Source organism: Sphingobacterium sp. 2149 (assembly GCF_031455655.1).
Taxonomy (GTDB): Bacteria; Bacteroidota; Bacteroidia; order Sphingobacteriales; family Sphingobacteriaceae; genus Sphingobacterium.
Genome location: NZ_JAVDTD010000012.1, coordinates 12,885 through 39,349, shown reverse-complemented (window position 1 = coordinate 39,349; position 26,465 = coordinate 12,885). Strand labels below are relative to the sequence as shown.

The following is a 26,465-nucleotide window of genomic DNA, read 5'->3' as shown; positions in this document are numbered from 1 at the left end:
AGATTATGCTTCAGATTCCTCTTCTTTCTTATCCTTGATGGCTAATTGCCCACAAGCGGCATCAATATCCTTTCCACGGCTGCGTCTGACATTTGTGATGATTCCTTGACTTTTGAGATAATTTGCAAAAATTTCGATTTTATCTGCTTCGGCATTTAGGAAGTCTGCTAATGCAATAGGATTATATTCAATTAGATTGACTTTACAGGGCACATGTTTACAGAATTTGGCCAGTTCTTTCGCATCGTCCAATTCATCATTGAAATTATTAAAGACAATATATTCAAATGTGATCGGGCTCTTTGTTTTGGCATAGAAATATTTGAGGGCTTCTGCCAGCGCCTTTAGGGAGTTCTGCTCGTTAATCGGCATAATCTCATTTCGCTTTTTATCATTTGCGGCATGCAAAGAAAGCGCTAAATTGAAACGCACTTGATCATCACCCAATTTCTTAATCATTTTTGCAATACCGGCCGTGGACACTGTAATCCGCTTGGCAGCCATATTCAATCCATCTGGAGCAGTAATACGTTCTACCGATTTCATCATATTGGCATAATTCAACAATGGCTCTCCCATTCCCATATAGACAATGTTTGTCAGAGGCTGACCATAATTCTCCTCGGCTTGCTTGCTGATTAGAACGACCTGATCATAGATCTCATCGGCATTGAGGTTCCTTTTGCGATCCATATAGCCTGTTGCACAAAACTTACAGGTCAGACTACAACCTACTTGTGAACTGACACAGGCTGTCATACGCTCGGGAGCCGGTATTAACACCCCCTCAATGATATTATTATCGTAGAGCCAAAAACTACTTTTAATGGTTTTATCCGAGCTGATCTGTGATTCTTTAATTGTAACTGCATTGATTGTAAAATGCTCTTTTAGCTTCTCGCGAAGGGATTTACTTAGATTGCTCATCTGATCAAAATCTACACAAGATTTAACCCAAATCCATTCATAAATCTGTTTTGCACGAAAACCTTGCTCCCCCAACGCTGTAAGTTGGTCTTTGATCTGATCCAAAGACAAACTCCTGATATCTATTCTTTTACTTTTTTCAATCACGGTACAAAGATAAGAATAATTAAGTGACAAAAAATCCCGTTCTAAGAAATAGAACGGGACAACTGTTATGTATGTGTTTTAAAATAGGTAGGGGCGATATCCGATTAGCCATGAATGGCCTCTTTACTTCCGTATGACTGAATCAGCTTACCTTCAAAATCCAACCACTCTTTCCAACGCTTTTCTACATCAACATCTATAGTATATTTACGTGCAAAATTTAAAAATGTGGTATAATGATTTGCTTCAGAAACCATTAAATCATAATAAAACTTTGCCAATTCTTTATCTTGAATATTTTGCGACAGCACTCTAAAACGTTCACAACTACGAGCTTCAATCATGGCAGCAAATAATAAACGGTCTATAAAAGCCATGTTACGGCTCCCGTCCTTTTTAGAGAATTTCATCAATTGACCAACATAATCATCTTTTCGCTCACGCCCTAAAGTATAACCACGTTCTTTAATGATATCAATGACCATCTTAAAATGCTCCATTTCTTCGATAGCGATTGCGGTCAATTCATGTACCAAATCCTCGTACTCTGAGTTGTTTGTAATTAAGGATATTGCATTTGAAGCAGCTTTTTGTTCACACCATGCATGATCTGTCAAAATCTCCTCTAAATTACCTTCTGCAATGTTTGCCCACCGCGGATCTGTCAATAACTTTAATCCAAGCATCTTACTCTCTAAAATGATTTATTCCACAAAGGTATGTAATATCTGAACGTTAAAAAAATGATAATATCTCTAAATATCTTTATGTAATACCTTTCTAATTTCTGGTGCTATTTTCTCGCCATAAATCTCTATAGATCGCAACATTTCTTTATGTCCGGGGGCACCTACATCCATATGGGCAGAGAAACGTGTCAGCTTAAATTTCTCCTGAATCTGCAAGATTTTATCTACGGCATAATTAGCATCTCCAACAATCAGGTGGCCCCTTGAAGACCTTCCGAAATCATATTGCGTGCGTTGATATGGAGGCCAGCCTCGACTTGACCCTATGCGATCCATCTGTGCGGAATAAATCGGATAGTAATAATCTGCAACCTGGGCGCTGTTATCGCCAAAAAATGCATGCATGTGTACTCCAACTTGAAAATTAGCCATATCATGACCATTATCCTCATACGCTTGGCGATACATGTCAAATAGATGATCGAAACTTTCATACATACCACCAATGATAGCAAACATGACAGGTAAACCCAATTTTCCTGCACGGATAACAGAAGAAGTTGTGCCCCCTACGGCAACCCAAATCGGCAGTGATCCGTTCTTAGGCCGAGGGAAAATTTCTTGATTGATTAGGGGAGCTCTAAAATTTCCACGCCATGTGATTGGATTTTGCTTATTCAATCTAAGCAAAAGCGCTAACTTCTCTTCAAATAACTCGGAATAATCTTTGAGATCATAACCAAATAAGGGAAAGGATTCGATGAAAGATCCTCTTCCGGCCATTAACTCGGCCCTTCCATCTGACAACAAATCAACTGCAGCGAAATCCTGAAATAATTTGACCGGGTCGGCAGAACTCAATACCGAAACTGCACTCCCCAATTTAATATTATTAGTCACTGTAGAAGCTGCCGCTAAGACTATCTCTGGTGCCGCTACTGCATAATCTGCGCGATGATGTTCTCCTATTCCAAAGAAATCTAAGCCCACTTGATCCATGAGTTTGATTTCTTCAATAATTTCTTTCATTCGGTCTTGTGCTGCCTGGATCTGACCCGTAACTGGATCTATCCGAGAGTCACCAAACATTCCTATTCCTAATTCCATAATTGTCTATTTAAATTCTAAATCAAAATTAAGCCCTTCATTATTTAATTAAATTGATGTAGGACAAGAAATACGAATAGCATCGAAGCTTTTACCTATCTTAGCACTATAAATGCCCGTTGCTAGCGTATAACCACCGTAGAAGAGAGTCAGCGTATATGAAGGCGGCTCCATTAAAATAGGGCGACAGTATTCTTCGCTACCTGTTCTGCATTTCCACTAAAATGATGTCCGCCAGAAAGGTATACTTTGCTAAAATTTTTAAGGGTTATCTTCTTTACAGAAAAGTCGGCTTCATCGTCACCAAGAATAACACTCGTTTTCACTCCATCCATTCGATTGATTTCCGACACGACATCAAGACTTCGTTTTGCATTACTCCGCCCCAGAATATCTGCAATGTGGATCTCAAGATCAGTCGACCCCGAAGGTTCCAAAAGCACTACACTTTTTAAGGTTTTTTTAACGGCAGGATCCAAGCGATTAACAATAAAAGGAACTGCATCCGCACCGAATGAATAACCAACCACAAAAAGGCGGGTATTATGTCGTCCTCCAAGCAAGTTTTTAAGCGTGTTTGACGCATCCGCAGCAATTTCATTTGGACTTTTCTTCTTCCAGAAATAGTTTTTTGAATCAATAGCAGCCACCGTATATCCTGCTCCAGCAATCAGCTCACAGAGTTTATTTGAAAACGAATTGAACCCGCCATCTCCACTCAGATAGAGAACCAAAGGTAATACAGCTTTATTATTCCAATATTTCATGTCAATCAAACGTTGTTGAGCAAAAGCATGAAACGCTATGCTTCCAATTATAAATAAAGTGGCTAATTTTTTCATCTGTATGAGCTCTATATGAAGCTATTCATTTGGCTTCATTACTTTTATCAGTGCTGCAGGAAGTTGTATGAGATCAAAATCGTTATCAAATATAAGGTATTTATTTTCCCAAAATGTCGCATACTTTTCTTTAAAATCGCGCAGGCTATGGTAATGTTTGAAATTGCCTAATCGCTTTGAGGCAAATTTCATAATTTTCTCTGCGGGACTATCCGTTGCTCCTAAACCCGTCATTGGTACCATGCCCAAATTTAAATACGCGTATTTTCGGTCTTTCGCATAAGCAATAAGCTCAACGATCAACGCATCCATACTTCCACCTGGAGCTACCGAAGACTTCCGAATCATGTCATAGGTACACTCATCTTTTGCATAGTCAGGAATAATATTGAGAAAAGCGACCACTTGACTTGCTTCATTTTTCAGCACAATAATATCCTGTAAGACAAGATCTTTTCCATCGAACATACCCTGTGAAAAAACCATTTCCTTTTTATCAAATGCTTTCAACCACTCATCGGAGATCGCTTTCAATTGATCTATAATTTCCTTGTTCTGCGGTGCTGTCAACACTTCCGTGGTAAACCCCTTTTTATGAATTGCATTCAGTCCGTTACGCAGTGACTTACGGTCCTTACCCTCCAGCTTGAATGCCTCGAGTTCTAATACTGCTTCCTGTCCAATCGTAATCTTCTGTTTGCGAAGGGAAGAAAAGTGGACCAAGCTATTTTCATCAACACGATAATAAATGGCTTTCAATCCATTTGCATAGCAATAAGCATCAAACTCCCGAATCAATTCTTCCTTATCCCCTTGTTCACACACAGGTTCATCCAATACAATTGCAAATTCGTTAGCCAAGCGGTAAGCCGTAAATCCTTCTGAAATTTCCGAAAAAAATAAGCTCTTATCTTTTCCGAGTTTAAAAAAATCCATCGGAGACTGTCCAAATTCGAGGAGCAGCTGCTCCGCACGCTCCAATTCAGATTGGTTCGAGTCCTCATCTGCTAGAAGACGGGGGCGGGCTAACGCATAGATCAAGAGGAACCAGCAAAAAAGTCCAAGTACCTGAGTGATCCGCAAGAGTTCTTGACCAAAGTTTGTTTGTGGCATCAATTCATCGTCGGCAAACAACAAGAAGCTTCTTGCGGTATGGTAAATGGATTGTCTCCAGGTAAAGTCGACCCCGAAATGTTGCTTATCAATAAAGTAAAAGCTCAACACATCAAATAGGCATATGCCCATGAGAGCAACAAAAAATGTGATAAACCCAATACGCATCCATCGAATATTACTCTTAATGCGATATTGCTTATAGCTCATTGCCAATAAAACCAAGGTCAATAAAGCCACCGAAGCTTCTTCATAGTCCAGGGCTTTAAAGACATGCCCAAACAGTGATAGTGCGCTGAATACTACAGCTATCCAAAATGCAATACGGAAGCCTTTAATCAAGTAGGCCGAAGTGACCAATAACCCCAGGCCCAACACTAATACCATGAATTTAGATGCGTGAATTGCTTCCAGCGGCAAATAAAATCGATCAAGTTTCATACGATCGGCCAACGGTGGTGTCAATACGGAGACGAGGTTCACCACGCCCAAAAAGAAAATAAGCAAGGCAGGTCCAATCCTCGCCAACAATTGCTTGCCACGCCATGCAAAAGCCAGAAGTCCCAAAATTAGGGGTAGCCAAAATTCGAATGCCCGATATAGGATCGTGATGCCTAAACCCTCTGCCTGGGAATAGCCATACGCTTTAAAAATATATAACATGGTTAGTTCGACAGCCCCAAGCCCGCGCAAAAAAGGAGAAACGATCATTAATACAACCGACACAGTGTAAGCAATAGCCGCAGCTTCAAAGGAATGATCCAAACCTAGGGCATACATACTAACAAATGCATGTGCTATACCGCAACATTCCACCACCATGGAGGCAAGCATAGTCCCCAAGAGATACTTCAGCTTGACTTCTCCTGAAAATATTTCGTCAATATTGGAAGAAACAGCAGGAAACTTTGCTTCTACCCAACTGTAGATTCCTCTGTGCGTTCTAAAAGACCAGACTATCCAAAATACAATACCCAACAGCAATCCTAAAATCACCAGTGAAATCCAGGCATCCCCAAAATTTTTGTTGTGCCAGATTGTGTATAATATTACAGGTACGCCAATTATAAAGACAGTCAATAAACCAACATAACCATAAAGAGCGCCAGCCTGATGAATTTGAGTGGTATTTAAATTTCTTTTCCGCAACTGAGTCGTCGTATAGGCAAGGGAACTGATTCCACCTGCGGGCAAAAACACACTGAGTAAATTGCGCTTTAAGAAAAGGTCAATTGCAATGCGCAGATTAATGGAAAGACCAATAGCCTTAAAACTCTGTACATACATCAATCCCTGGAGCACAATATAGATGATGGTTATTGCCACCCCAACGGATACCCAGGTTAAATTGGCCGCACGCAATTGCGGAATAATTGCAGCAAGCTCTTTTCGCTCATTTCTAAAAAATACAAAGGCTAATAAGATTACCAAAACAGCTATTAGTTCCTTCCAATAGGTTTTTGGTGAAAAATGTCGAATCCGTTGAGCAATAGTTTTGACCATATAGTTGTTTAATGGTGGATAAGCCTACATATTTTATAAACACTGAATAAAGCTAATCGTTTGAAAATGACTAATTGTTAATTTTTCGTCAATTCTTTTCACATTAATCAGTAATTTTCCGGCATGAAAGAGAAAAAGGTTTTGTTCATCGGACTTGTGTGGCCAGAGCCAACATCTTCTGCGGCGGGCTTTCGCATGATGCAATTGATTGAAACATTCCTTGCGAGCTCCTACCAGATTACATTTGCTTCGGCCGCGGCCAAATCGCCCTACAGTGCCTTTTTGCAATCTCTGGGGATACATGAACAGGCAATTGTGCTTAATAGCAGCAGCTTTGATGATTTTATTAAGCAGCTTCAGCCTGACATTGTTGTATTTGATCGTTTTATGGTGGAAGAGCAATATGGCTGGCGTGTTGCACAGCAATGTCCCAACGCACTTCGTGTACTTGATACAGAAGATTTGCATTTCTTGCGCCAAGCAAGACAGACATCTGTTAAAAATAAAGATGATTTTTCCTTTCAAGCATTATTTACCGATACCGCCAAACGAGAACTTGCCGCCATATTGCGGAGTGATCTCTCATTGATTATCTCCGAATCTGAAATGAAGATTCTTATCGAAGAATTTCGAATTTCACCGGATATCCTTTATTATCTTCCGTTCCTTGAAAAGGAGATCACTCCTTCTGAGGTGGTACAGTGGAAGGCTTTCAAAGAGCGCAAGAATTTATTATTTATTGGGAATTTCATTCATGAACCCAACTGGCATACCGTGCAATATCTAAAAACACAAATATGGCCACAGTTAAGGAACATGCTGCCTAAAGCGGAATTGCACATTTATGGGGCGTATGCAACGCAGAAAGTACTACAGTTAAATAATCCAAAAGAGCGTTTCTTGATTAAGGGGCGGGCAGAATCTGCTCGTGTTACTATGGAAAACTACCGGGTACTAGTCGCACCAATTCAATTTGGCGCTGGTGTAAAAGGGAAATTTATTGACGCCATGCAGACCGGAACTCCATCTGTCACGACGACTATTGGAGCAGAAGCCATGAAGGGCTATTTGGACTGGAATGGTTTTATCGAAGATGATCCCAAAACATTTTGTGTCAAAACTGTTGAGCTATATGAAAACAAAAAGATTTGGTATACAGCTCAAGAAAATGGCATCCGAATCATCAACGAACGGTATGAAAAACGAAAGTACCAGGCTGACTTTATGACAAATCTATCCTTATTAAAGGTGCAAATTGACAAACATCGCCAACAAAATTTTATTAGTCAGATCTTATTACACCACACGATGCAGAGCACAAAATATATGTCATTATGGATTGAGGAAAAAAACAAATAGATCTTTATTGGACTTCACGCCACCAAGGTGGATATACTTTATCCAATCTATTAAAATACACCAATTCCCCTATTTTAGGCGTAAGCAGATTGATATTTTCTTTATCAGCTATTTCGTGAAATTTCTCCATCGGTTCTTTCCAATCGTGCATAGCCAAAGCGAATTTCGAAGAATGTACGGGTAAAATAGCTTGGGCCTTCAAATCCTTCGTTTCAGCAGCCCATTCATCTGGTAAAGAATGGATGTAATGCCAGGCATCATTATACTGCCCACTTTCCAAGATTGCTAAATCAAATGGCCCGAATTGATCACCTATTTTTTTGAAATGCTTACCATAGCCACTATCGCCCCCCAAGAAAATAGTATACTTGGAGGTTTTTAACACAAAGGATGTCCACAAGGTAGTATTTCGTGTAATTCTTCGCCCCGAGAAGTGCCTTGCTGGGGTAAAGGTGACCTGAAAACTAGGTCTTAGTTGTATGTGGTCGTACCAATCGCCCTCTATGATCTGATCAGCCTTATATCCCCAAGATTCAATATGTGCTCCAACACCAAGACCACAAATAACCTGACCAATTTTATTCCTCAATTTCGCAACAGTGTCATAGTCCAAGTGATCATAATGATCGTGAGTGATAAACAAATAGTCGATTTTAGGAAAAAGCATCATCGCATAGTCAACTGACATCTTAAATGCATTATTGCTACCTGGCATTGGGGAAGCATTTTCGCTGAAAACAGGATCCACCAATATTATTTTTCCATCTAATTTTAGCAGATATGAGGAGTGGCCGAACCAGATCAGAACATCGTCTGTGGGGAGATTTTCTAAATCACAGGCAACAACAGGCAACACATCGATAGGTTTCAAGTGGGGGTTTTTGTTGAAAAGAAAATCCCAAAACAACGCGACCACATTGACATCGCTTTTCAACGATGGTGTTACTTCGAGATTACGAAAAGTACCATTTTTAAAATTTGGAGACTGTTTCATACGCTCAAGTCGAGCTCCCTTGAAACTTCCACCAAAGATAGGATGAATAAAATAATAAAGTACGCCGCTGATAAGAATGATCAATAGCGTCGCTAATATAATCCACCCAATCGTTCTCATTAGAAATTATTCTTCCACATCATGGATTCGACCGGACGGATTGTCTTACCGTTATATTTTGCATTTCCTTTGGTATTATAAAATGTTTCGATCTCCCCTTCTACCGCAAAATAGATTAGCTGCCCTATAGGCATCCCCGCATAAACGCGGACCGGCTGAGCTACCGAAATTTCCAATGTCCAGGTATTGCAGAAGCCGACGTCGCCCTTTCCTGCGGTTGCATGGATATCAATCCCTAAGCGGCCAGTACTTGATTTGCCCTCTAAAAAAGGAACATGCTTATGCGTCTCAGTATATTCTTGTGTAACACCTAAATAGAGCGTATTAGGTTCCAAAACGAATCCCTCTTCAGGAATTTCAAAATGTTGGATTTCATTGTGCTTTTTTGCATCCAGTACACGGTCTGCATACGTTGCCAAATATTTTCCCAAATGTACATCGTACGAATTTGTGCCCAAACACTTACGATCAAATGGTTGAATGACAATACTGCCATTTTCAATCTCTTCGAGAATTCTTTTATCAGATAAAATCATGTGTATCAAAATAGCAAAGGCATCAGGCCGTGCTATACAAATTCAAAAATACAGTTCTCCAACTAATTTTACTTCATTTTTCAAAACAAAAATCTGCGATTTGTTTTTAAATTTGGACATGAGTCTAGTATATCTACGTGAAATTGATAGCCAAACCAAATTTGCAATTTGGCGAATTGAAGAATCTGACGATGATTTGATGTCGAAGCTTCAGTTGGATGAACGTGAAAAAGCAATATTGGGTTCCTTCCATATCGGAAAAAGAAGGCTCCACTGGCTTGCAACACGTGTGTTATTGCGAACGCTATTAAATACATCCCGCTATATTGAGTGTCCTTCCGATCCGAATGGCAAGCCTTATCTCGCTAATTTTCCTCAGAAAATATCCCTTTCGCACTCATTTGAGTATGCGGCTGCAATGATCAGTACAAAGGGAGAGGTTGGGATCGACATGGAAATCATCAACACAAAAGTAGAGCGCATCCAACACAAGTTTCTAAAGCCTGAAGAGCTCGCTTTCATCACCCGTGGTGAGAACCAATATGAGCAGCTTTATGCATGCTGGTGTGCCAAAGAGGCTATTTACAAACTTCAAGGGAATGCGGGTGTCTCTTTCCTGAACAACATGACCATACAGCCATTCAACTATCAAACGCAAGGTATATTAAAACTTGAACTAGACAGCAATCAAAAGAAGCATAATTATGATGTGTATTACGAGAAATTCAATGAGTATATGCTTGCTTACGCTGTGGAACAGGGCCTTTAAAAAAATAATTTTTCTCAATTTCAATGAATTAGCATTCCAACTGCACTTTTTTTTTGCGCTTTTTGAAAAAGCTTCTATATTTGCATCATCGAAAACGATATGGCCCGTTCGTCTAGGGGTTAGGACGCAAGATTTTCATTCTTGAAACAGGGGTTCGATTCCCCTACGGGCTACAAAAGCGACTTCCAAAGAGTCGCTTTTTTAGTTTATGCGCTTATCGTCCAATGCCATGCCTGTTTAAACAACTGGGATCCTTTTAAAAATCCATTAATCGTGTTGATTGCGATTATATGCCGGTCACTAGATCTATACCTTATCGCAAACAAACAATAAACTAATTTCCTGAACGACGGTGTAATGTAAAATGAATTTAACCAGTTGCAACATAATCATTAAAACAGTACATATGAACAGGAATAACCGATCGGAGCAAAGTTCTATTTGAAAGTGAATGAGAAAAAAATAATGTAACAGTACAAGTTTAAAACGATCGTTTAAAATGCTAACTCTTCAAGATCTTAGCTTTTTCCAAATCAAATTCTTCTTGATTGATAATTCCTGCGTCTAATAAATCCTTCAGATCAAATAGCGCCTGCTTTTTTTGTGCCATATCCATTCCTGGAGGCATTTCAGGTATTACCTTTTTACTGGCGCTGATCGGCCCATCCCCCACAGCATTGGTTTGCGCACCGAAATCAATTAATAATGCAGTTATTTCATTATACCCCTGCATATTGGAATAATCTATTGCTTTCTGTTCCAAAACATTCGCTATATCTGTCACTGCTCCGTTGGACAGGAGATACCGCAACACATCTTTTTTACCATAAGCTGCAGCATAATGAAGCGCGGTATTCCCTGCTGCATCCTGTTTATCGATCGTTGCGCCACTATCCAAAAGCTGTTTGACCAAAGATAGGTAGCCCATTTTTGTGGCCGTATGTAACAATGTCTCCCCAGCATAATGTGGTTCAAATCCGAGTATAAAAGTACGTCCACCTGTCCTAGCAATTAACTTCTCCAAATATTGTCCGTCCTTTCCATCAAATGAATCCACGGGACGTGCGTAATCGGCAGAAAGACCTTTTTCTAAAAATAATGCAAGCAACTCCTTTTGATTGCTATTACATACATACCATACTGGAGAAATGCCCTCAGCAGATTCAGCAAAAATATCACTTCCCTGTTCCAACAATTTTTGGGCAAGAATGCGATTCCCATTTTTTACTGCAAGCAGTAAGGGGCCCTCGCTTATGTCATTGAGTATATTGACAGACGCACCATTATCCAACAACATGTTCACAATAGGAACAGAACCCAAAGCCACTGCCAAATTTAAAGCCGTGTTGCCCTCTTTGTCTGTTGTGTCTACACGAGCGCCATTTCCAACAAGCAACTGTACTACAGGAGGATATTTTGCCTGAACAGCCAATAGTAAGGGTGATTCAGCGCTGTTATTTAAAGCATTTACATCCAAGCCATGTGTAATCAGTTTTTCCACCATTTCCTGTTGCCCTGTGCGCGCTGCGATATGAAGCAAGCTATTCCCCAAAAAATCATTGATTAAAATATTGGCATTATTTTCCAATAAATAGACTGCCGTTTGCTTTTGCTTTTGTAACAGGGCAAAATACAAAGGGGTTTCACCCCGATGATCTTCGTAGTCCAAGGTAGCACCTGCCTCAACTAACTTTTTCACCAAATCTAGATACCCCCGATGCGCCGCATAATGCAATGCTGTACGCCCCATTTCATCGGTGTAAGATACATCAACTTGATGCTTCTCCAGTAATATCTCCGCTATCTTACGCTTCCCACTTTCACAAGCAATTATAAATGATTGAGACATAACTCTTTTCTATACTTATTTATTGTTTTAATAACCATTCGACTGTTTTTATCTTGAGATTATCCTCCATAGCGTAATCAACAGCCTTTTTATCCAATCTATTTTCTGATTGAGGGTCAATCCCCTCGCCAACCAAATATTTTACCTTCTTGTAAAGCTCACGGGCTTTATTTTCATCGTAATTGAGATTTTCTTGACAAACCTTATGCAATAACGTATTACCCTCATTATCCGTATAATTTAGATCTAAAAATCCTTTGTCCACAAGTTCTTGTATAACCAAAAGTGATTTTTCTGCCAGCCAATCAACTCCTGCTTTTTCTTTCTGGTACCAAACGGAGGCTGCCGTCAGATCAGCACCGTGTTCCAAAAGCAGGACTAGAACGGCTAGGTTAGTCTCACTGTCGGTATGCATCCTGCGAAGGAATGCATTGAGCAAGCTTTCACCTTGCTTATCGACGCTATGAAAATCTGGCTTTCCATAATTGAAGAGAGTCAGCAATAAACCGGGATTAAAGTGCCTAATCGCAGCATAATGAAAAGCACTTTCCCCATGCCAATCCTTTAAGCCTGGGTCTGCTCCAGCATCTAATAATTTAACTACAGCGTCAGTTTTCAACGTATCAACAGCCATATGTAACGCTGTCTTCTGTTCAACATTGGCAATATTCGGATCTAAGCCCTCCGCTAACAGCCAATCTACAAGCTCGCTAATACGTTCGTTGGGCTGCATACGTAAACTACACACTTTAAAAAGCAATGTTTGTCCATATTTGTCCATTCGCTGCAAGTCAGCACCTGCATCATAAATAAGTTTTAAGAAAGGAATTGCCACATTTTCCTGCACGGCATATTCCAATAAGGTACTACCGTCTACTTCTTCATCAATATCATCAACCTGAGCCAAATAACTCTTGATCCAATTTAAATGGATGTCAAGTTGTGATTCGGATGTTATGTGAGGCTTAAATAAGGTATTGATGACAGATGTGCTCAAACGATCGTAATCGTATAGATCAGTTGAGATGAGCCCCTTGTGTAAAAACCTGTCCAGGATTTCATAATGCTGAGATCGAATCAATTGGCTCACTAAACTATTCAATTCGTACTCATGAAACTCAATGCTGCTGTTTGTTGCTGCGACAATCTGTTCCATCTCTGCAATTTCATTTTTGCGCGAAAATTCAGCAAGTGCTCTTAGTTCGTTATTTGTCATTTTTTTACTGGTGTTAATCTAAACACGAAACCAACATGGTTCAATTAAAAACGATTTAACTAAAAAAATAGTATGAATACCATTTAATATAAACTACGGAATCAGTATAAAACTGTAACCTGAAAGGATAATAAAAAAATGCGTTAGGCCGCTACTCAAAATTTGGAGTCCTTTTCGCTAAAAATGCAGAAACACCTTCTTTGAAATCTTCTGTACCGAATAAATGTCCAAAGGCATCCATTTCAACTTTGCTTCCATTTTGTTGTTTATCTTCTGCAGCGTTAATCGCAGCTATTGCATTTGCTACTGCTACGCGAGAGCGCGTAAATATTTTTTGAAGTATTTCCTCCGCTCGGGCAATTAGTTTATCCTGTACGACCACCTCGTTTACCAATCCTATTTCATAAGCCTGCTGAGCATCAATCATATCACCAGTTAAAATTATTTGCATGGCCCGCCCTTTTCCGATCAATTTGGGCAAACGTTGTGTACCGCCATAACCTGGAATTAAGCCCAAAGAAACTTCTGGAAGCCCCATTTTGGCATTCTCAGAAGCTATACGCATGTGACAGGCCAAAGCGAGTTCAAGCCCTCCACCTAAGGCATATCCATTGATAGCAGCAATAACTGGCTTCGGTGAGTCCTCAATAAGATCTGAAAAAATAATATGACCCCTTTCACTAAGCCATCGCGCCTGAATAACAGACAAATCCAAAAATTCCTTGATATCTGCTCCTGCCGCAAATGCTTTGTCACCAGTGCCAGTCAGGATTATGCCTCGTACTTGATCGTCGGAATTGAAATGTTTGAAAAGATCTTGCAAATCATCCAGTGTTTGCTGATTCAAGGCGTTCAGCTGCGGTTCGCGATTAATAAAGATGTAGCCTATACTATCTTTAATAGCGTATTTTAAACTTGAATATTGAACCATATTGCTAAAAATTAAAATGTAAAGATGCCGTAAAGGTATCTGAAGGTACGCCTTCGCCACCTCTATAGCTTAATCTCTTTTTATACTCTAATCTAATCAATTTAAAAATATTATCCACCCCCAGAAGTCCTTCCACATAAGGTTTGTTACGGAATGCCTTTGTTTGAATAATGCCATCTTTATCTGGCTCAAATTGAATGTTTTCGGGAGTAACAAATGGATTGTTGGCGTCACTCAGCTTTCCATAAAAAGCCTTAAACCCTGTCACTTCACGCCATTTTAACCTTCTGAACAAGGGGATTCTATTGAAAAAGAAACCATTCCAATTGTGATAATAAGTTAGTTTCAAAAACTGGTCGGAAGCAAATTCCGAAGTCGCCATCAGATCAAAGTTCACCAAAGGTCCCTGCTTATCTTTTGTGACCTCTGGAAGTTCAAGCAAGGTATAAGGCAGGTGCTTACCCCAAATTCTTCCTCCTGAAAACTCGAGATCGGCCTGACCTGCCGGAGATAAGAATAATCGTTTGAAAATATTGAACCGCAATGCATCATAATTATAATCTGCTCCCCAAAAGCCTTTCAAACCTTTGTTATATTGCAGGGTAAAGATGGGATACTTATTTTCCACAGTACCTCGGTCAAGATTATGATAGGTAAATTCTTCATTTGGAGCCCAGCGCAAAATCAGCTGCAGATCATTTGTATTTACCCGGCGAACTGTATCAGGTAAAGGTAGACTATTGATATAGAACAAATCACCACGGGGCTGTCTTCTGGTATGCGTAAATGCCGTTCCAACGCTAACATGATTGCCAAATTCGATCAGATGATCTAGTCGATAGATGTCATTAAATTGCCATTTATTAGGCTTGTTTTTCCCAAAAGAGCGGAAGAATCCATCGCCTTTTAAAAAGCCCAAGCCCCGCCCTGGTTCCATCACATCATGCTGTACAGTAAAGCGCAAATAATTTGCAGGAAACTGAACAATTCGTTCACCATTCAACGTAAAGGCCGTACTCAAGTAATATTTAAGTTCTTTATCTTTATCTCCGTAAGCAGTATATCCTTCAATATAAGCTTTTTCGGAAAATAAACGAGTTGTTCGACCACTTAAGCGGAATCGATTACCTTCATAATTATTACGGCTATAAAGATATTCAAGAGGTCCAAATTCAACTTTCCCAGCATTATAATAGCCCTTTGCCAGTAAATAACCTAATGCAACCAACTGATTAAAAGATCGCATATTTTGTACCGAATCAACTTTTTGATAGGCCCCTAATTCAGCATGGCTTAAGGGACTCGGTCTAATCCGTACTATGGGCACTTGTACCGCAGATTGCAGAAGATATCTTTTTTCAACAGGTACTCCGGCAAAATTCTCACTCGAAATGGAATCCGTACGATGTCCTAGGTATTGGGTTTCCCTGCGTCCATATAATACATCTGACTTACTACCGCCAAATAACATTTTCAGATCTGCATGAACAGGGAGCATACTACCATTTTTAAATTCACGATAGTTCAGCTCTATCTGTACATCATTTATCCAATTGATATTTGCGGCACGTCCTATATTCAATGTCGCGCGATGGACCGCATATCTCGTATCATCCGATATTAGAAGATCACCGTAGAAAAGCAAATCAATCGCAGATTTGCCTTCAAAATGGAGCGCTATATAATCCTGACCATCGATTTGAATTGTATCTTTGATCTGATAGTTATAAAATGCTGTTGCACCCGTAGCAATTGGGCTCAACACACCTTTGTTTGTGATCTGAATCGTATTATCATAGAGATCAACATCACGGAGTATTGTCTGAAAACGCGTCTGCCAATTATCGTTGTTAAAAAAGCGAGGATTTAATTCTGTTTGATTGTGGCTAATGATAATTTTCTTACTTCGGTCTGGATTATGGGATGAATAGACGTTTGCATAGTTTTCTTCCAGATAGAATGGCGCGATTGTGAGCCCCCGGAAAGCAGTAGAGTCAACATTCTCAAAAAGAAACCGAAATGGTTTTGGAAATTTCTTGGCTTTATCTTCTGGATTGACAAAACCAAACTGTGTTTTCTCATATTCGTCGAAACGAATTTCAGGAATACGGGTATAATGGTTCTGGGGACGGTTTGCTATCACCTTCTCAATCAGCGCAACGGCAGGATCTTTTGGTTTCTTATTTTTTCTATTGACGACGACTTCCTGTAATGTATTATTAGAGGCAATTAAACGCACAGTCAATATAGAATCTTGCAATCGGCGAACATCAATTGTCCTGCGTTCATAACCCACTGCTCCAAAGATTAACTGGCGATACTTCTTAATATCCTGAATTTTGAAATTCCCAACAGTATCACTACTACCTCCACGATCTTCCCCAAGCCAGTTAATCGAGACCCTTGCAATACCTTTTCCTGTCTGCGCATCCACTACCTTTCCACGAATAAATTCCTGCGCAATTACCCGCCCTCCTATAAAGAGGAATAATAATACACCGAAAAAATGAATAGAAAAAGATTTAACACACACTTTAAACACCATCTGCAAATTGATAGGATTTCTTTTTTACAATATACAATTTGTATGCAAGAGTTATACCAATAAAAGTAAAAAAAGCACAGCGAATCGCTATGCTTAATAAACAACAAGTATTCTAACAGAAATCTTCACTTTTAATCCACGTAATCGCTATGTTGATTACTAAAAGTCGCTATGCGCATTTAAAACATATATGTTTAACAAAAAATTTATATTAATTTTAAAAGACAATCTGGATATACTCCAATTATAATTGTAAGCACGACTGCAAGGAACAGTACAAGTGAATAATTCCACTGCACATTGACACAAGATTCCTCACTATCCCTAAAGTACATCGCAACAACAACCTTTAAGTAGTAATATACGCCAATTGCAGCGTTAACGACGGCTAGCACGAGCAATACAATATGATAGTTCTCCATAACAGAAGAAAACATCATAAATTTACCAATAAATCCGGCAGTCAACGGTATGCCGGCAAGAGATAGCATAGCAACTGTAATTGCAAAGGCGAGCATGGGATTACGTTTACCCAATCCATTGAACGCTTCAAAATGCTCGGAACCGGTTGTCTTTTTGACAAGGATTAATCCCGTAAAAGCAACAATCGTTGCCAGCGAATAAGCAAGACCATACGCAAAGATGCTATTGGCTGACGTGGCACCCACGGCTATAATTGCAAACAACATATAACCTGCATGAGAAACACTCGAATAGGCAAGCATTCGTTTGAAAGAAGACTGCATTAACGCTGAAATATTTCCAACAAATAAAGTGAGAATGGCAATCACTAAAAATACGGGTGTCCAAAAATCTTGTAAAGGCAATAGGCTATAACTGAATAAACGCAACAATCCAGCAAAAGATGCTACCTTAACCACCGTACTCATATAACTTGTAATCAAAATCGGAGCCCCTTCGTAAACATCGGGTGTCCAGAAATGAAATGGAACAGCTCCAACTTTGAAAGTCAGCCCTACGATTAGAAATAATATCCCGCCATAAAATAAAGGTGAAATCGCCTGAGGATTATTAACAACATATTCTTTCACTTCACTTAGATCAAATGATCCTGTTGCTCCGTATAGGAGGGCAATTCCAAACAAAAGAAAACCGGTAGAAAAAGCACCCATGATAAAATACTTTAGCGCAGCTTCATTTGATGCTTTATCTCTTTTACGTATTCCGACCAAAATATAAAGAGCTACTGACATAATTTCAATGCCTAAAAAGAGCATCGAAAAATTATGATAACTATTTACAAGAACAGCTCCTGTGAGGGAAAATATTAATAGTGAATAATACTCCGCGACTTGTCCTTCTTGGTCAAAATATCCTTTTGAAACAACGAAGATACATAAGGTAACGGCAATACATAAGATTGAAAAAACAATAGCATAATGATCAAAATGAACCATCCCGCTATAAAGAGGACCGCTGGTCGAATTCCAGTCATACCATAGGAAACCGATAGCGACAAGAAATCCAAGAATAGAAACAGGCAGTAGCATAGATTTTACCTTGAATAAGCCAAGATAAAGGACCACCAATGCTAATATCGAAAGTGTAATTATTGCACCCATACAATTAAATAAATCTATTATCTGCCTAAAAATGTACTTAAAACTTCCACCGAACTTGCAGAAAGGTTCAATAGGAAATTAGGGAATATACCAATGTAAAGAATTAAGGCGGAGACTATCGTTAACACGACAAGTTCGGTACTTTTCACATCTTCAAATTGCTTCGTTCTTTCGGTGGCTTCCCCTAACATGGTCTTTTGATAAAGTCTAAGGATATAGACTGCCCCAAGAATTAAGGTTAAACCCGCAAAAACAGCAAACCAGAATCCATACTGAAAAACGCCTTTCAGTAGCAAAAATTCACCAACGAATCCATTTGTTAGCGGCAGTCCTACTGCTCCCATACAAATAATCATAAATAAAATGGCCAACCGGGGTGCTCTGCTCGCAATTCCGCCCAATTCCGAAAGACTACGTGTGCGTGTACGCTGCTGTATTATATCTAACACATAAAAAAGTCCGATCACCGAAATACCATGATTTAACATTTGAATGGTTGCTCCACTCAGTCCGTTCGTATTCCACGTAAAGACACCAGCACTAATTAGACCCACGTGGGCTATGGATGAATAGGCAATCAATCGCTTCACGTCATCTTGTTTAATAGCGATGATAGAAGCATACACAATCCCAATCACACATAATATCATCACGAAATGACCATACAGTGCAACACCAGCCGGCGCAATAGGCAGTAGCCAACGCATTAAACCGTAAACACCCATTTTGAGCATGATACCAGCCAGTAACATTGTGCCTGCTGCAGGTGCATTGGTATATGTGTTAGGTTGCCAAGTATGAAAAGGGAAAATAGGAATTTTAATAGCGAAAGCGACAAAGAATGCCCAAAATAACCACCGCTGTGTATTTCCCCCCAAATCTAATGCGATAAACGAGGTCCACTCAAAATCACGGTTAGGTACTTGTTGATAGAGATAAAGAATCGCGATCAGCATCAAAAGACTACCCAAAAAAGTATAGATGAAGAATTTCAAGTTGACACGAATACGATCTCCTTCGCCCCAAAGTGCACAGATAAAGTAGATCGGGATCAAGGCGATTTCCCAACCCACATAAAAGCTAAATGCATCCAAGGCCATAAATACCAGCAACAATCCTGCTTGCATGAAAGCCATTAGTGCATAGAAGTTTCCTTTATAATCCTTCCTAAAAGTTGTTGCAATAATCAAAGGCATGAGCCCATTGGTCAACAAAACCAGCGGCAGACTGATACCATCAACACCAATATGGAAATGGATATGCAACGAAGAAATCCATAGCCAATTTTGTTCAAATTGCATCCCTCCATTCGCGTCAAAAGCATAAAGGAAGGGAATAGTCAACGCCAAAGATATTAATGATAAAATCAAGGCTATAGACTTTGCAGCATTTGTCTTTAAAAAAGCTAGCATCAACGCGCTTATTAACGGCAATAAAATAAGTAAAAACAAGTTATCCATCGATTACACCAAAATTAAAGACTCAACAATCCATAGATGAAAATGGCAATCACCCCAATTACCATCATCAATAAATAAAAACCAACATTACCATTCTGGAGCAAACGCAATACCTTACCTGTGTCAAAAGTTACTTTACCGGCTCCATTGACAAGGCCATCAATACCACGTTGATCAACTACGTTACCCATGAAAGCCGAAAGCCAATTGATTGGGCGTACGATGATGCTATCATAAAGTTCATCCACGTAAAACTTATTGTAGGAGAGATTAGCCAAGAAACTTCTCGTACCTTCTCCCTCTTCAGGTGACTTTTGTCGTTTAACATATTTATTAGAGGCTAAAGCAGCCATAATCAATACACCAACTACCGAAACGGCCATTAATTGGTATTCAGTACTATGTTCCAAATGATGTGTTGCTGGCATTATAGCCTTTCCCTCTGAAAACACCGGTGCCAGAAAATCCTCAAGCCAATGATTACCCCCCAAAACCGCTGGTAAATTGATCACACCCCCTATCACCGAAAGTACAGCCAGCACAATGAGTGGTGTGGTCATACTCTTTGGAGATTCATGCAGATGATGCCTTTGCTCTTCCGTACCACGGAAAGTTCCAAAAAATGTCATAAATAACATCCTAAACATATAGAATGCTGTCATTAATGCGCCAATAAACCCTAGACCCCAAAGGACTGGACTTGACGTGAAAGCTCCAGCCAATATTTCGTCTTTGGAGAAGAAACCAGAGAATGGTGGAATCCCTGAAATCGCGATTGTTCCCATCAACATCGTTAAATAAGTAATTGGCATAGCGCTCTTCAGTCCTCCCATTTTACGCATATCTTGTTCCTCACTCATACCATGTATGACAGATCCCGCCCCAAGGAAAAGCAATGCTTTAAAAAAGGCATGTGTCAATACGTGGAAAAATGCTCCTGTAAATGCACCTACACCAAGGCCAAGAAACATATAGCCCAATTGCGAAACGGTGGAATAAGCTAATACTTTCTTAATATCATTTTGCGTTAATGCAATCGCAGCAGCCAGCAGGGCTGTACAAATAGCGATGACAGTAATAAGTTGTAAGGTGAACGGTGAAAGGATAAATAATATATTGGAACGGGCAATCATATAAATACCCGCCGTAACCATGGTAGCCGCATGGATCAGCGCAGATACCGGTGTTGGTCCAGCCATGGCATCGGGCAACCAAGTAAACAAGGGGATTTGTGCAGATTTACCGGTTGCAGCAATAAACAACAAAATGGTAATGCTGACCACAGTAATATCACCAACAGCGAAGTTCTTGGCCGCTGGAAATACCGTCGAAAATTCTAACGAGCCGAAAGTACCTAGTATTAAAAATACGGCAAGTAAAAAACCTAAATCACCTATTCTATTCATCACAAATGCTTTTTTTGCTGCATTTGTATAGGAAGTATTTTTATACCAAAAGCCGATCAATAGATACGAGCATAATCCTACACCTTCCCAGCCTATGAACATGACCAAGTAATTGGATCCCAACACCAATAACAACATAAAAAAGATAAAGAGATTCAAGTAGGAGAAGAACTTACCAAATCCAATATCATGATGCATATAACCAATGGAGTATACATGGATAAGAAAACCGATTCCTGTAACAATCAGAAGCATAATCGCACTAAGCGGGTCTACCAAAAAAGATAATCCTATCTTAAGGTTACCTACGGCAATCCAATCAAATACATGCTGCTCAATGATGCCCGCTTGTCCAGCCTGTCTCGCTTGATATACTTCGGAGAAAAGAATACAGCTACACACAAAAGAAATAAGCACTACAGCACTACCAACAGCACCTATCATACCTTTGGAGAAAGTATTCCTACCCAATCCATTTATTATAAACCCGATTAAGGGCAAAAGGGGAATCAACCAGACTAATTCACTCATCGTATTTATTTCTTAAGTTCTACCAACGCAGTTTATTTAAGGAATCGATATCCACAGATTTCGTATTCCGATATACCATAATAATAATTGCAAGGCCGACGGCAACTTCTGCAGCTGCCAATGCCATGATAAAGAAGACAAAAACCTGCCCGGATGAATCGCCATGCTGCACAGAAAATGCTGCTAAAAGAAGATTCACTGCATTAAGCATCAATTCAATAGACATCATAATAATGATGACGTTACGGCGAATAAGAACACCAATAACACCAATAGCAAAAATAATCGAGCAAAAAATCAAGTAATGATTTATTGGCACCCCTTGCAACTGTTGAACAACTGTTTCCATTAGATTTGTTTAGGTTCTTTCTTAGCTAATAATATCGCTCCGATCATTGCCGTCAATAACAATAGCGACGATAACTCAAAAGGGAGCAAAAATTCGTTAAACAACACTTTCCCCAGATTCTTGACCAATCCGATCTCTGGATTTACGACGGTCAGTGGATTCGAAATATCGAATACACGATACACGCCGAAAAAAGTCACCAGTAAGCAACAGCCTGCAATAACGCCCATAAATTTGACTAAATTGGATTTCATGGGTTCGGTATCCTTATTCAGGTTGAGCAACATCAGCACGAATAAAAACAAAACCATAATGGCACCCATATACACAATGAAATTCACCACAGCCAAAAACTGCGCATTCAAAAGAATATAATGTATTGTAAATGTGAAAAACGTAATCACCAAATACAATACACTGTGCACAGGATTTTTGGTAAAAATGGTCATCAGCGCAAAGAAAATAGACAAGAAGGCTACAAAATAAAATACTGTCATAATTTCCTGGTTTAGCTCTTTAATTTGGTAATATCGAAAGTCGGTTCAACCAATTTGTCTTTTCCATAGATAAAATCCTTACGGAGATAATCTGCAGTCACATGGGGACCGTCCAAATAGATCGCTTCTTTCGGGCAAGCCTCTTCACATAGGCCACAGAAAATACAGCGCAACATATTGATTTCATATACCGACGCGTATTTTTCTTCACGATAAAGATGTTCTTCACCTTTTTTTCGCTCTGCAGCAGTCATGGTAATCGCCTCCGCAGGACAGGACAAGGCACATAATCCACAAGCAGTACAACGCTCGCGCCCTTCTTCATCACGTTTGAGCGAGTGCTGTCCTCTAAAATTTTTCGAATAAGGTCTTATTTCCTCAGGATATTTAATGGTTGGTATTTTCTTAAAAAAATGCCTTAATGTAATTCGCAAACCTTTTATAATAGCCGGAAAGTAGATTCTTTCGGCGAATGTCATCGGTTTTTGTTCAATTACTTTTTTACGATTGGTTAGTTGCATAAAAAGTCCTTTCTTATGAGAAATAAGTATCTTTAATCAATGTAAATACACCTGTAAGTACAATATTGGCAATCGCCAATGGAATCAACATCTTCCAGCCTAGATTCATCAGTTGATCGTAGCGGAAACGTGGTAAAGTCCAACGCACCCACATAAAGAAAAAGATAAACAGCAATATTTTAATGAAGAATACAAACACCCCAATGATCGTGATCATATTGGCCGACAATCCCAAATCATTCATAAAAGGGAAATTGTATCCCCCAAAATAGAGTGAAGCCATAAGCGCCGAAGAAACAAACATATTGATATATTCGGAGAACATATAGAGCCCCAATTTCATCGAAGAATACTCCGTATGATAACCACCAACAAGCTCCGTTTCACATTCCGGTAAATCAAAAGGTACTCGGTTACACTCAGCAAAGGCACACACCATAAAAATAATAAAACCTAACGGCTGTGCCCAGATATTCCAGTTGACAAAGCCAGACTGCTGTGCGACAATTTCCTCTAGCGTCAATGTACGCGTGACCATCAGTAAAGCGATCAATGATAGCCCCATGGCAATCTCATAGCTGATGCTCTGTGATGCCGCACGAATTGCGCCCATCAAAGAAAACTTATTATTCGACGCCCAGCCGCCCAACATAATACCATATACGCCCAATGCTATGACACCAAACATATACAATACACCAACATTGATGCCTTGCGCAACCTGCAAAGAAATTATCCGATCTCCAATCTGTAACTCCTGTCCCCAAGGGATCACGGCGGAACTGATACAGGCTGTTATAATGGCTATAGTAGGACCTACTATAAAAAGTACTTTATGCGCACCTGCAGGAATAATTTCCTCCTTAAAGAAGAACTTCCCCCCGTCGCATAAGGGTTGTAAGATCCCGAAAATACCTGCCCGATCCGGACCATAACGATCCTGCATAAATCCGGCAATTTTACGTTCTGCTAGCGTAGAATACATCGCAATTACCAAAGTAACTACGAAGATAATAAACACCAGTATTAATTTTTCTATGACAAAAGACCACTCCATATTCGTGATTATTTCAATTTTTCTGTTCTAGCTAACTGTTCGCGATTTTTTTCCTGCAGTACAGGATTTTCTTTAACGACTTTAGGTGGATTAAATAACTCGTAGTGATTAGCCGAGATAACGGAATGTGGATCTATTTCTGTTGGTTCCTCCAACACCCAATCGCTTGTTTTTTTCTGATCAAAGCGACAGGTATTACAGATAAACTCTTCCACTTCACCAAACTCATCCTTTCGAGCTGTTACCCGAATGACCTCTTCTCCCTTATACCATAAGGTTACCTTACCCGAACATGTCGGACAATCGCGATGTGCATCGACCGGCTTCGTAAACCATACCCTGTTCTTGAAACGGAAGGTTTTATCTGTCAAAGCTCCCACAGGACATACATCAATAACATTTCCGGAGAAATCGTTATCAATTACATTTTCAATATAAGTTGATATCTCCGCGTGATCTCCTCGTCCTAGGATACCGTGTACACGCTGGTCGGTCAACTGATTGGCGACATAAACACAACGGTAACATAAGATACAACGGTTCATATGCAACTGGATCTTATCGCCCAAATCAATGCGTTCGAAGGTACGTCGATCGAATTCGTAGCGTGTATTAGCACTGCCGTGTTCATATCCAAGATCCTGCAATTTACATTCACCAGCCTGATCGCAGATTGGGCAATCTAGGGGATGGTTAATCAATAAGATTTCAACAACACCTTTTCTTGCTTCCACCACCTCTGGCGAAGTAATATTTTGTACTTCCATACCGTCCATCACCGTTGTACGACAAGATGCCACCAATTTCGGCATCGGTCTTGGGTCCTTTTCAGATCCCTTGGAGACTTTTACCAAACAGGTACGACATTTACCGCCACTTCCCTCCAGTTTGGAGTAGTAACACATTGCCGGAGGGACTATATCGCCGCCGATCTGTCTCGCTGCATTTAATATACTTGTCCCAGGAGCAACCTCTACAGGTATACCATCGATGGTGACCTTAAACTTTACATCTTCCGCTTCTGCCATGATATAATTAATTTATCGTTACAGCTTCTATTATGATACTATTGGTTGTAAAGGATCAGCATAATGTGCCAGTCCATAATTCCGTGTTTGTGACTCTTCCGGATGCAGGATATGCCATTCAAATTCATCCCTAAAGTGTCTTATTGCTGCCGCCACAGGCCATGCCGCAGCATCACCCAATGGGCAAATTGTATTCCCTTCTATTTTTCGTTGCACGTCCCACAATAAATCAATGTCTGACATCGAGCCGTGACCGCTCTCGATCTTATGCAGTACCTTCTCCATCCAGCCTGTTCCTTCACGACAAGGCGAACATTGACCACAGCTTTCATGATGATAGAATCGCGCAAAATTCCAGGTATTACGCACCACACACTGATCCTCGTCAAATACGATGAAACCACCTGATCCGAGCATTGTACCAGTTTGGAAGCCACCATCAGCCAGTGATTCATAAGTCATCAATCGGCTATTTCCAGCGGCAGTTTTCAAGATCAGATTAGCCGGTAAAATAGGCACCGAAGAGCCTCCGGCTACGACAGCCTTCATTCGTTTCCCATTGGCAATACCACCACAATATTCGTCCGAGTAAATAAATTCTTCAACGGGCAGACCTAGTTCTATCTCATAGACACCTGGTTTTACAATATTTCCGCTAGCGGAAATTAATTTTGTTCCGGTACTACGCTCTACACCGATCTTAGCATACTCTTCACCACCCAAATTAATAATGGGAACTGTCGTTGCAATAGACTCCACATTATTTACCACTGTCGGGCAGTTATATAAACCCGCTATCGCGGGAAAAGGTGGTTTAATACGTGGGTTACCTCGTTTACCTTCTAAGGACTCTAATAAAGCAGTTTCCTCACCACAGATATATGCTCCACCTCCCGGTTGAACATAGATCTCCAGATCATAGCCCGAACCTAAAATATTTTTACCCAAAAAACCTTTTTCCTTGGCTTCAGCAATAGCGCGCTCCAGAATTCTGATCTGTGGCATCATCTCGCCACGCACATAGATATACGACGTGTGAGCCCCCAAAGCGAAGCTCGATACAATCATTCCCTCAATGAGTGCATGGGGAATATGCGTCATCAAATAACGGTCTTTGAATGTCCCTGGTTCAGACTCGTCGGCATTACAAACCAAATAGCGTGGCACCCCCTCAGGTTTGGCCAAAAAGGACCATTTCATCCCAGTAGGAAAACCAGCTCCCCCACGGCCACGTAATCCAGACTTCTTAACCTCTTCGACAACATCCTCAGGAGACATTGTCTTTACTACTTTTTCAACAGCAACATAACCACCTTTTTGTCGATAGACCTCAAAGGTATTGATGCCTGGAACATCGATATGAGTCAACAAAAGTTTACGTGCCAT

Annotated in this window: 22 protein-coding genes and 1 tRNA gene; 3 read left to right on the top strand and 20 right to left on the bottom strand. The window is 40.0% G+C overall.

All coding sequences use genetic code 11. The annotated features are described in order from the left end of the window. Positions 1 to 3: 3 nt before the first annotated feature. The 5 genes from rlmN to J2X77_RS17525 form a co-directional block, all read right to left on the bottom strand. Positions 4 to 1,104 (bottom strand): 23S rRNA (adenine(2503)-C(2))-methyltransferase RlmN, encoded by a 1,101-nt coding sequence (rlmN, locus tag J2X77_RS17545; RefSeq protein WP_409050319.1) that lies wholly within the window; start codon positions 1,102 to 1,104, stop codon positions 4 to 6. A 74-nt stretch (positions 1,105 to 1,178) separates the two neighbouring features. Further along, positions 1,179 to 1,760: a tRNA-(ms[2]io[6]A)-hydroxylase gene (locus J2X77_RS17540; RefSeq protein ID WP_209578331.1), complete on the bottom strand. Its 582-nt coding sequence runs from the start codon at positions 1,758 to 1,760 to the stop codon at positions 1,179 to 1,181. 69 nt (positions 1,761 to 1,829) lie between these two features. Continuing rightward, positions 1,830 to 2,870: an LLM class flavin-dependent oxidoreductase gene (locus J2X77_RS17535; protein ID WP_209578329.1), complete on the bottom strand. Its 1,041-nt coding sequence runs from the start codon at positions 2,868 to 2,870 to the stop codon at positions 1,830 to 1,832. Between the two features lie 173 nt (positions 2,871 to 3,043). Beyond that, complete coding sequence (locus J2X77_RS17530) at positions 3,044 to 3,712, bottom strand: AcvB/VirJ family lysyl-phosphatidylglycerol hydrolase (RefSeq protein WP_209578327.1); 669 nt, start codon at positions 3,710 to 3,712, stop codon at positions 3,044 to 3,046. Positions 3,713 to 3,733: 21 nt separating this feature from the next. Further along, on the bottom strand, positions 3,734 to 6,328 hold the full coding sequence (locus tag J2X77_RS17525) for a phosphatidylglycerol lysyltransferase domain-containing protein (protein WP_209578325.1): 2,595 nt from the start codon (positions 6,326 to 6,328) through the stop codon (positions 3,734 to 3,736). 123 nt (positions 6,329 to 6,451) lie between these two features. Here J2X77_RS17525 and J2X77_RS17520 point away from each other — a divergent pair, with 123 nt between their 5' ends. Then, complete coding sequence (locus tag J2X77_RS17520; protein ID WP_209578323.1) at positions 6,452 to 7,687, top strand: glycosyltransferase; 1,236 nt, start codon at positions 6,452 to 6,454, stop codon at positions 7,685 to 7,687. A gap of 4 nt (positions 7,688 to 7,691) precedes the next feature. Here the strand turns inward: J2X77_RS17520 and J2X77_RS17515 are convergent, their stop codons facing one another. Together J2X77_RS17515 and dcd are read right to left on the bottom strand one after the other, a co-directional pair. Beyond that, positions 7,692 to 8,801, bottom strand: coding sequence for an MBL fold metallo-hydrolase (locus tag J2X77_RS17515; RefSeq protein ID WP_209578321.1), 1,110 nt, complete (start codon positions 8,799 to 8,801; stop codon positions 7,692 to 7,694). Continuing rightward, positions 8,801 to 9,337, bottom strand: a complete 537-nt coding sequence (dcd, locus tag J2X77_RS17510; protein WP_209578319.1) for a dCTP deaminase — start codon at positions 9,335 to 9,337, stop codon at positions 8,801 to 8,803. Before dcd ends, J2X77_RS17515 begins: the two co-directional genes overlap by 1 nt. A gap of 118 nt (positions 9,338 to 9,455) precedes the next feature. Between dcd and J2X77_RS17505 the strand changes: the two genes are divergently transcribed. Both J2X77_RS17505 and J2X77_RS17500 read left to right on the top strand, forming a co-directional pair. Beyond that, positions 9,456 to 10,106 carry a 4'-phosphopantetheinyl transferase superfamily protein gene (locus J2X77_RS17505; RefSeq protein ID WP_209578318.1) on the top strand — a complete coding sequence of 217 codons (651 nt, stop codon included), beginning with the start codon at positions 9,456 to 9,458 and terminating at the stop codon, positions 10,104 to 10,106. 101 nt (positions 10,107 to 10,207) lie between these two features. Further along, a tRNA-Glu gene (locus tag J2X77_RS17500) sits at positions 10,208 to 10,279 on the top strand. Between the two features lie 329 nt (positions 10,280 to 10,608). Here J2X77_RS17500 and J2X77_RS17495 read toward each other — a convergent pair. The 13 genes from J2X77_RS17495 to nuoF all read right to left on the bottom strand — a co-directional run bounded on the left by J2X77_RS17495 (position 10,609) and on the right by nuoF (position 26,465). Next, positions 10,609 to 11,955 carry an ankyrin repeat domain-containing protein gene (locus tag J2X77_RS17495; RefSeq protein ID WP_209578316.1) on the bottom strand — a complete coding sequence of 449 codons (1,347 nt, stop codon included), beginning with the start codon at positions 11,953 to 11,955 and terminating at the stop codon, positions 10,609 to 10,611. 19 nt (positions 11,956 to 11,974) lie between these two features. Continuing rightward, on the bottom strand, positions 11,975 to 13,171 hold the full coding sequence (locus J2X77_RS17490; RefSeq protein ID WP_209578314.1) for an ankyrin repeat domain-containing protein: 1,197 nt from the start codon (positions 13,169 to 13,171) through the stop codon (positions 11,975 to 11,977). A 151-nt stretch (positions 13,172 to 13,322) separates the two neighbouring features. Beyond that, on the bottom strand, positions 13,323 to 14,102 hold the full coding sequence (locus J2X77_RS17485) for an enoyl-CoA hydratase/isomerase family protein (RefSeq protein WP_209578312.1): 780 nt from the start codon (positions 14,100 to 14,102) through the stop codon (positions 13,323 to 13,325). A gap of 4 nt (positions 14,103 to 14,106) precedes the next feature. Continuing rightward, positions 14,107 to 16,647: a DUF5686 family protein gene (locus tag J2X77_RS17480; RefSeq protein ID WP_209578310.1), complete on the bottom strand. Its 2,541-nt coding sequence runs from the start codon at positions 16,645 to 16,647 to the stop codon at positions 14,107 to 14,109. Positions 16,648 to 16,853: 206 nt separating this feature from the next. Further along, complete coding sequence (locus J2X77_RS17475) at positions 16,854 to 18,230, bottom strand: NADH-quinone oxidoreductase subunit N (RefSeq protein WP_209578308.1); 1,377 nt, start codon at positions 18,228 to 18,230, stop codon at positions 16,854 to 16,856. Between the two features lie 17 nt (positions 18,231 to 18,247). Then, positions 18,248 to 19,690: a NuoM family protein gene (locus tag J2X77_RS17470; RefSeq protein WP_209578306.1), complete on the bottom strand. Its 1,443-nt coding sequence runs from the start codon at positions 19,688 to 19,690 to the stop codon at positions 18,248 to 18,250. Between the two features lie 14 nt (positions 19,691 to 19,704). Then, entirely contained in the window at positions 19,705 to 21,627 is a 1,923-nt protein-coding gene (gene nuoL, locus J2X77_RS17465; protein WP_209578305.1) for an NADH-quinone oxidoreductase subunit L, read from the bottom strand. 19 nt (positions 21,628 to 21,646) lie between these two features. Beyond that, positions 21,647 to 21,976, bottom strand: coding sequence for an NADH-quinone oxidoreductase subunit NuoK (gene nuoK, locus J2X77_RS17460; protein WP_209578304.1), 330 nt, complete (start codon positions 21,974 to 21,976; stop codon positions 21,647 to 21,649). Next, a complete protein-coding gene (locus J2X77_RS17455; protein ID WP_209578303.1) occupies positions 21,976 to 22,473 on the bottom strand; it encodes an NADH-quinone oxidoreductase subunit J in 498 nt (165 codons plus the stop codon). The genes nuoK and J2X77_RS17455 overlap by 1 nt, the downstream gene beginning before the upstream one ends. 11 nt (positions 22,474 to 22,484) lie before the next feature. Next, the gene (locus J2X77_RS17450) at positions 22,485 to 22,994 is read right to left on the bottom strand and encodes an NADH-quinone oxidoreductase subunit I (RefSeq protein ID WP_209578302.1); all 510 of its coding nucleotides are present in this window, start codon (positions 22,992 to 22,994) and stop codon (positions 22,485 to 22,487) included. A gap of 13 nt (positions 22,995 to 23,007) precedes the next feature. Beyond that, entirely contained in the window at positions 23,008 to 24,051 is a 1,044-nt protein-coding gene (gene nuoH, locus J2X77_RS17445) for an NADH-quinone oxidoreductase subunit NuoH (RefSeq protein WP_209578301.1), read from the bottom strand. A gap of 8 nt (positions 24,052 to 24,059) precedes the next feature. Continuing rightward, positions 24,060 to 25,079 carry a 2Fe-2S iron-sulfur cluster-binding protein gene (locus J2X77_RS17440; protein ID WP_209578300.1) on the bottom strand — a complete coding sequence of 340 codons (1,020 nt, stop codon included), beginning with the start codon at positions 25,077 to 25,079 and terminating at the stop codon, positions 24,060 to 24,062. Positions 25,080 to 25,109: 30 nt separating this feature from the next. After that, entirely contained in the window at positions 25,110 to 26,465 is a 1,356-nt protein-coding gene (gene nuoF / locus J2X77_RS17435; protein ID WP_070560976.1) for an NADH-quinone oxidoreductase subunit NuoF, read from the bottom strand.

Coding starts and splice junctions, on each gene's coding strand:
- J2X77_RS17540 (WP_209578331.1), bottom strand. CDS start 1,760: ATGCTTGGATTAAAGTTATTGACAGATCCGCGGTGGGCAAACATTGCA.
- J2X77_RS17535 (WP_209578329.1), bottom strand. CDS start 2,870: ATGGAATTAGGAATAGGAATGTTTGGTGACTCTCGGATAGATCCAGTT.
- J2X77_RS17530 (WP_209578327.1), bottom strand. CDS start 3,712: ATGAAAAAATTAGCCACTTTATTTATAATTGGAAGCATAGCGTTTCAT.
- J2X77_RS17525 (WP_209578325.1), bottom strand. CDS start 6,328: ATGGTCAAAACTATTGCTCAACGGATTCGACATTTTTCACCAAAAACC.
- J2X77_RS17520 (WP_209578323.1), top strand. CDS start 6,452: ATGAAAGAGAAAAAGGTTTTGTTCATCGGACTTGTGTGGCCAGAGCCA.
- J2X77_RS17515 (WP_209578321.1), bottom strand. CDS start 8,801: ATGAGAACGATTGGGTGGATTATATTAGCGACGCTATTGATCATTCTT.
- dcd (WP_209578319.1), bottom strand. CDS start 9,337: ATGATTTTATCTGATAAAAGAATTCTCGAAGAGATTGAAAATGGCAGT.
- J2X77_RS17505 (WP_209578318.1), top strand. CDS start 9,456: ATGAGTCTAGTATATCTACGTGAAATTGATAGCCAAACCAAATTTGCA.
- J2X77_RS17495 (WP_209578316.1), bottom strand. CDS start 11,955: ATGTCTCAATCATTTATAATTGCTTGTGAAAGTGGGAAGCGTAAGATA.
- J2X77_RS17490 (WP_209578314.1), bottom strand. CDS start 13,171: ATGACAAATAACGAACTAAGAGCACTTGCTGAATTTTCGCGCAAAAAT.
- J2X77_RS17485 (WP_209578312.1), bottom strand. CDS start 14,102: ATGGTTCAATATTCAAGTTTAAAATACGCTATTAAAGATAGTATAGGC.
- J2X77_RS17480 (WP_209578310.1), bottom strand. CDS start 16,647: ATGGTGTTTAAAGTGTGTGTTAAATCTTTTTCTATTCATTTTTTCGGT.
- J2X77_RS17475 (WP_209578308.1), bottom strand. CDS start 18,230: ATGGGTGCAATAATTACACTTTCGATATTAGCATTGGTGGTCCTTTAT.
- J2X77_RS17470 (WP_209578306.1), bottom strand. CDS start 19,690: ATGGATAACTTGTTTTTACTTATTTTATTGCCGTTAATAAGCGCGTTG.
- nuoL (WP_209578305.1), bottom strand. CDS start 21,627: ATGAGTGAATTAGTCTGGTTGATTCCCCTTTTGCCCTTAATCGGGTTT.
- nuoK (WP_209578304.1), bottom strand. CDS start 21,976: ATGGAAACAGTTGTTCAACAGTTGCAAGGGGTGCCAATAAATCATTAC.
- J2X77_RS17455 (WP_209578303.1), bottom strand. CDS start 22,473: ATGACAGTATTTTATTTTGTAGCCTTCTTGTCTATTTTCTTTGCGCTG.
- J2X77_RS17450 (WP_209578302.1), bottom strand. CDS start 22,994: ATGCAACTAACCAATCGTAAAAAAGTAATTGAACAAAAACCGATGACA.
- nuoH (WP_209578301.1), bottom strand. CDS start 24,051: ATGGAGTGGTCTTTTGTCATAGAAAAATTAATACTGGTGTTTATTATC.
- J2X77_RS17440 (WP_209578300.1), bottom strand. CDS start 25,079: ATGGCAGAAGCGGAAGATGTAAAGTTTAAGGTCACCATCGATGGTATA.
- nuoF (WP_070560976.1), bottom strand. CDS start 26,465: ATGGCACGTAAACTTTTGTTGACTCATATCGATGTTCCAGGCATCAAT.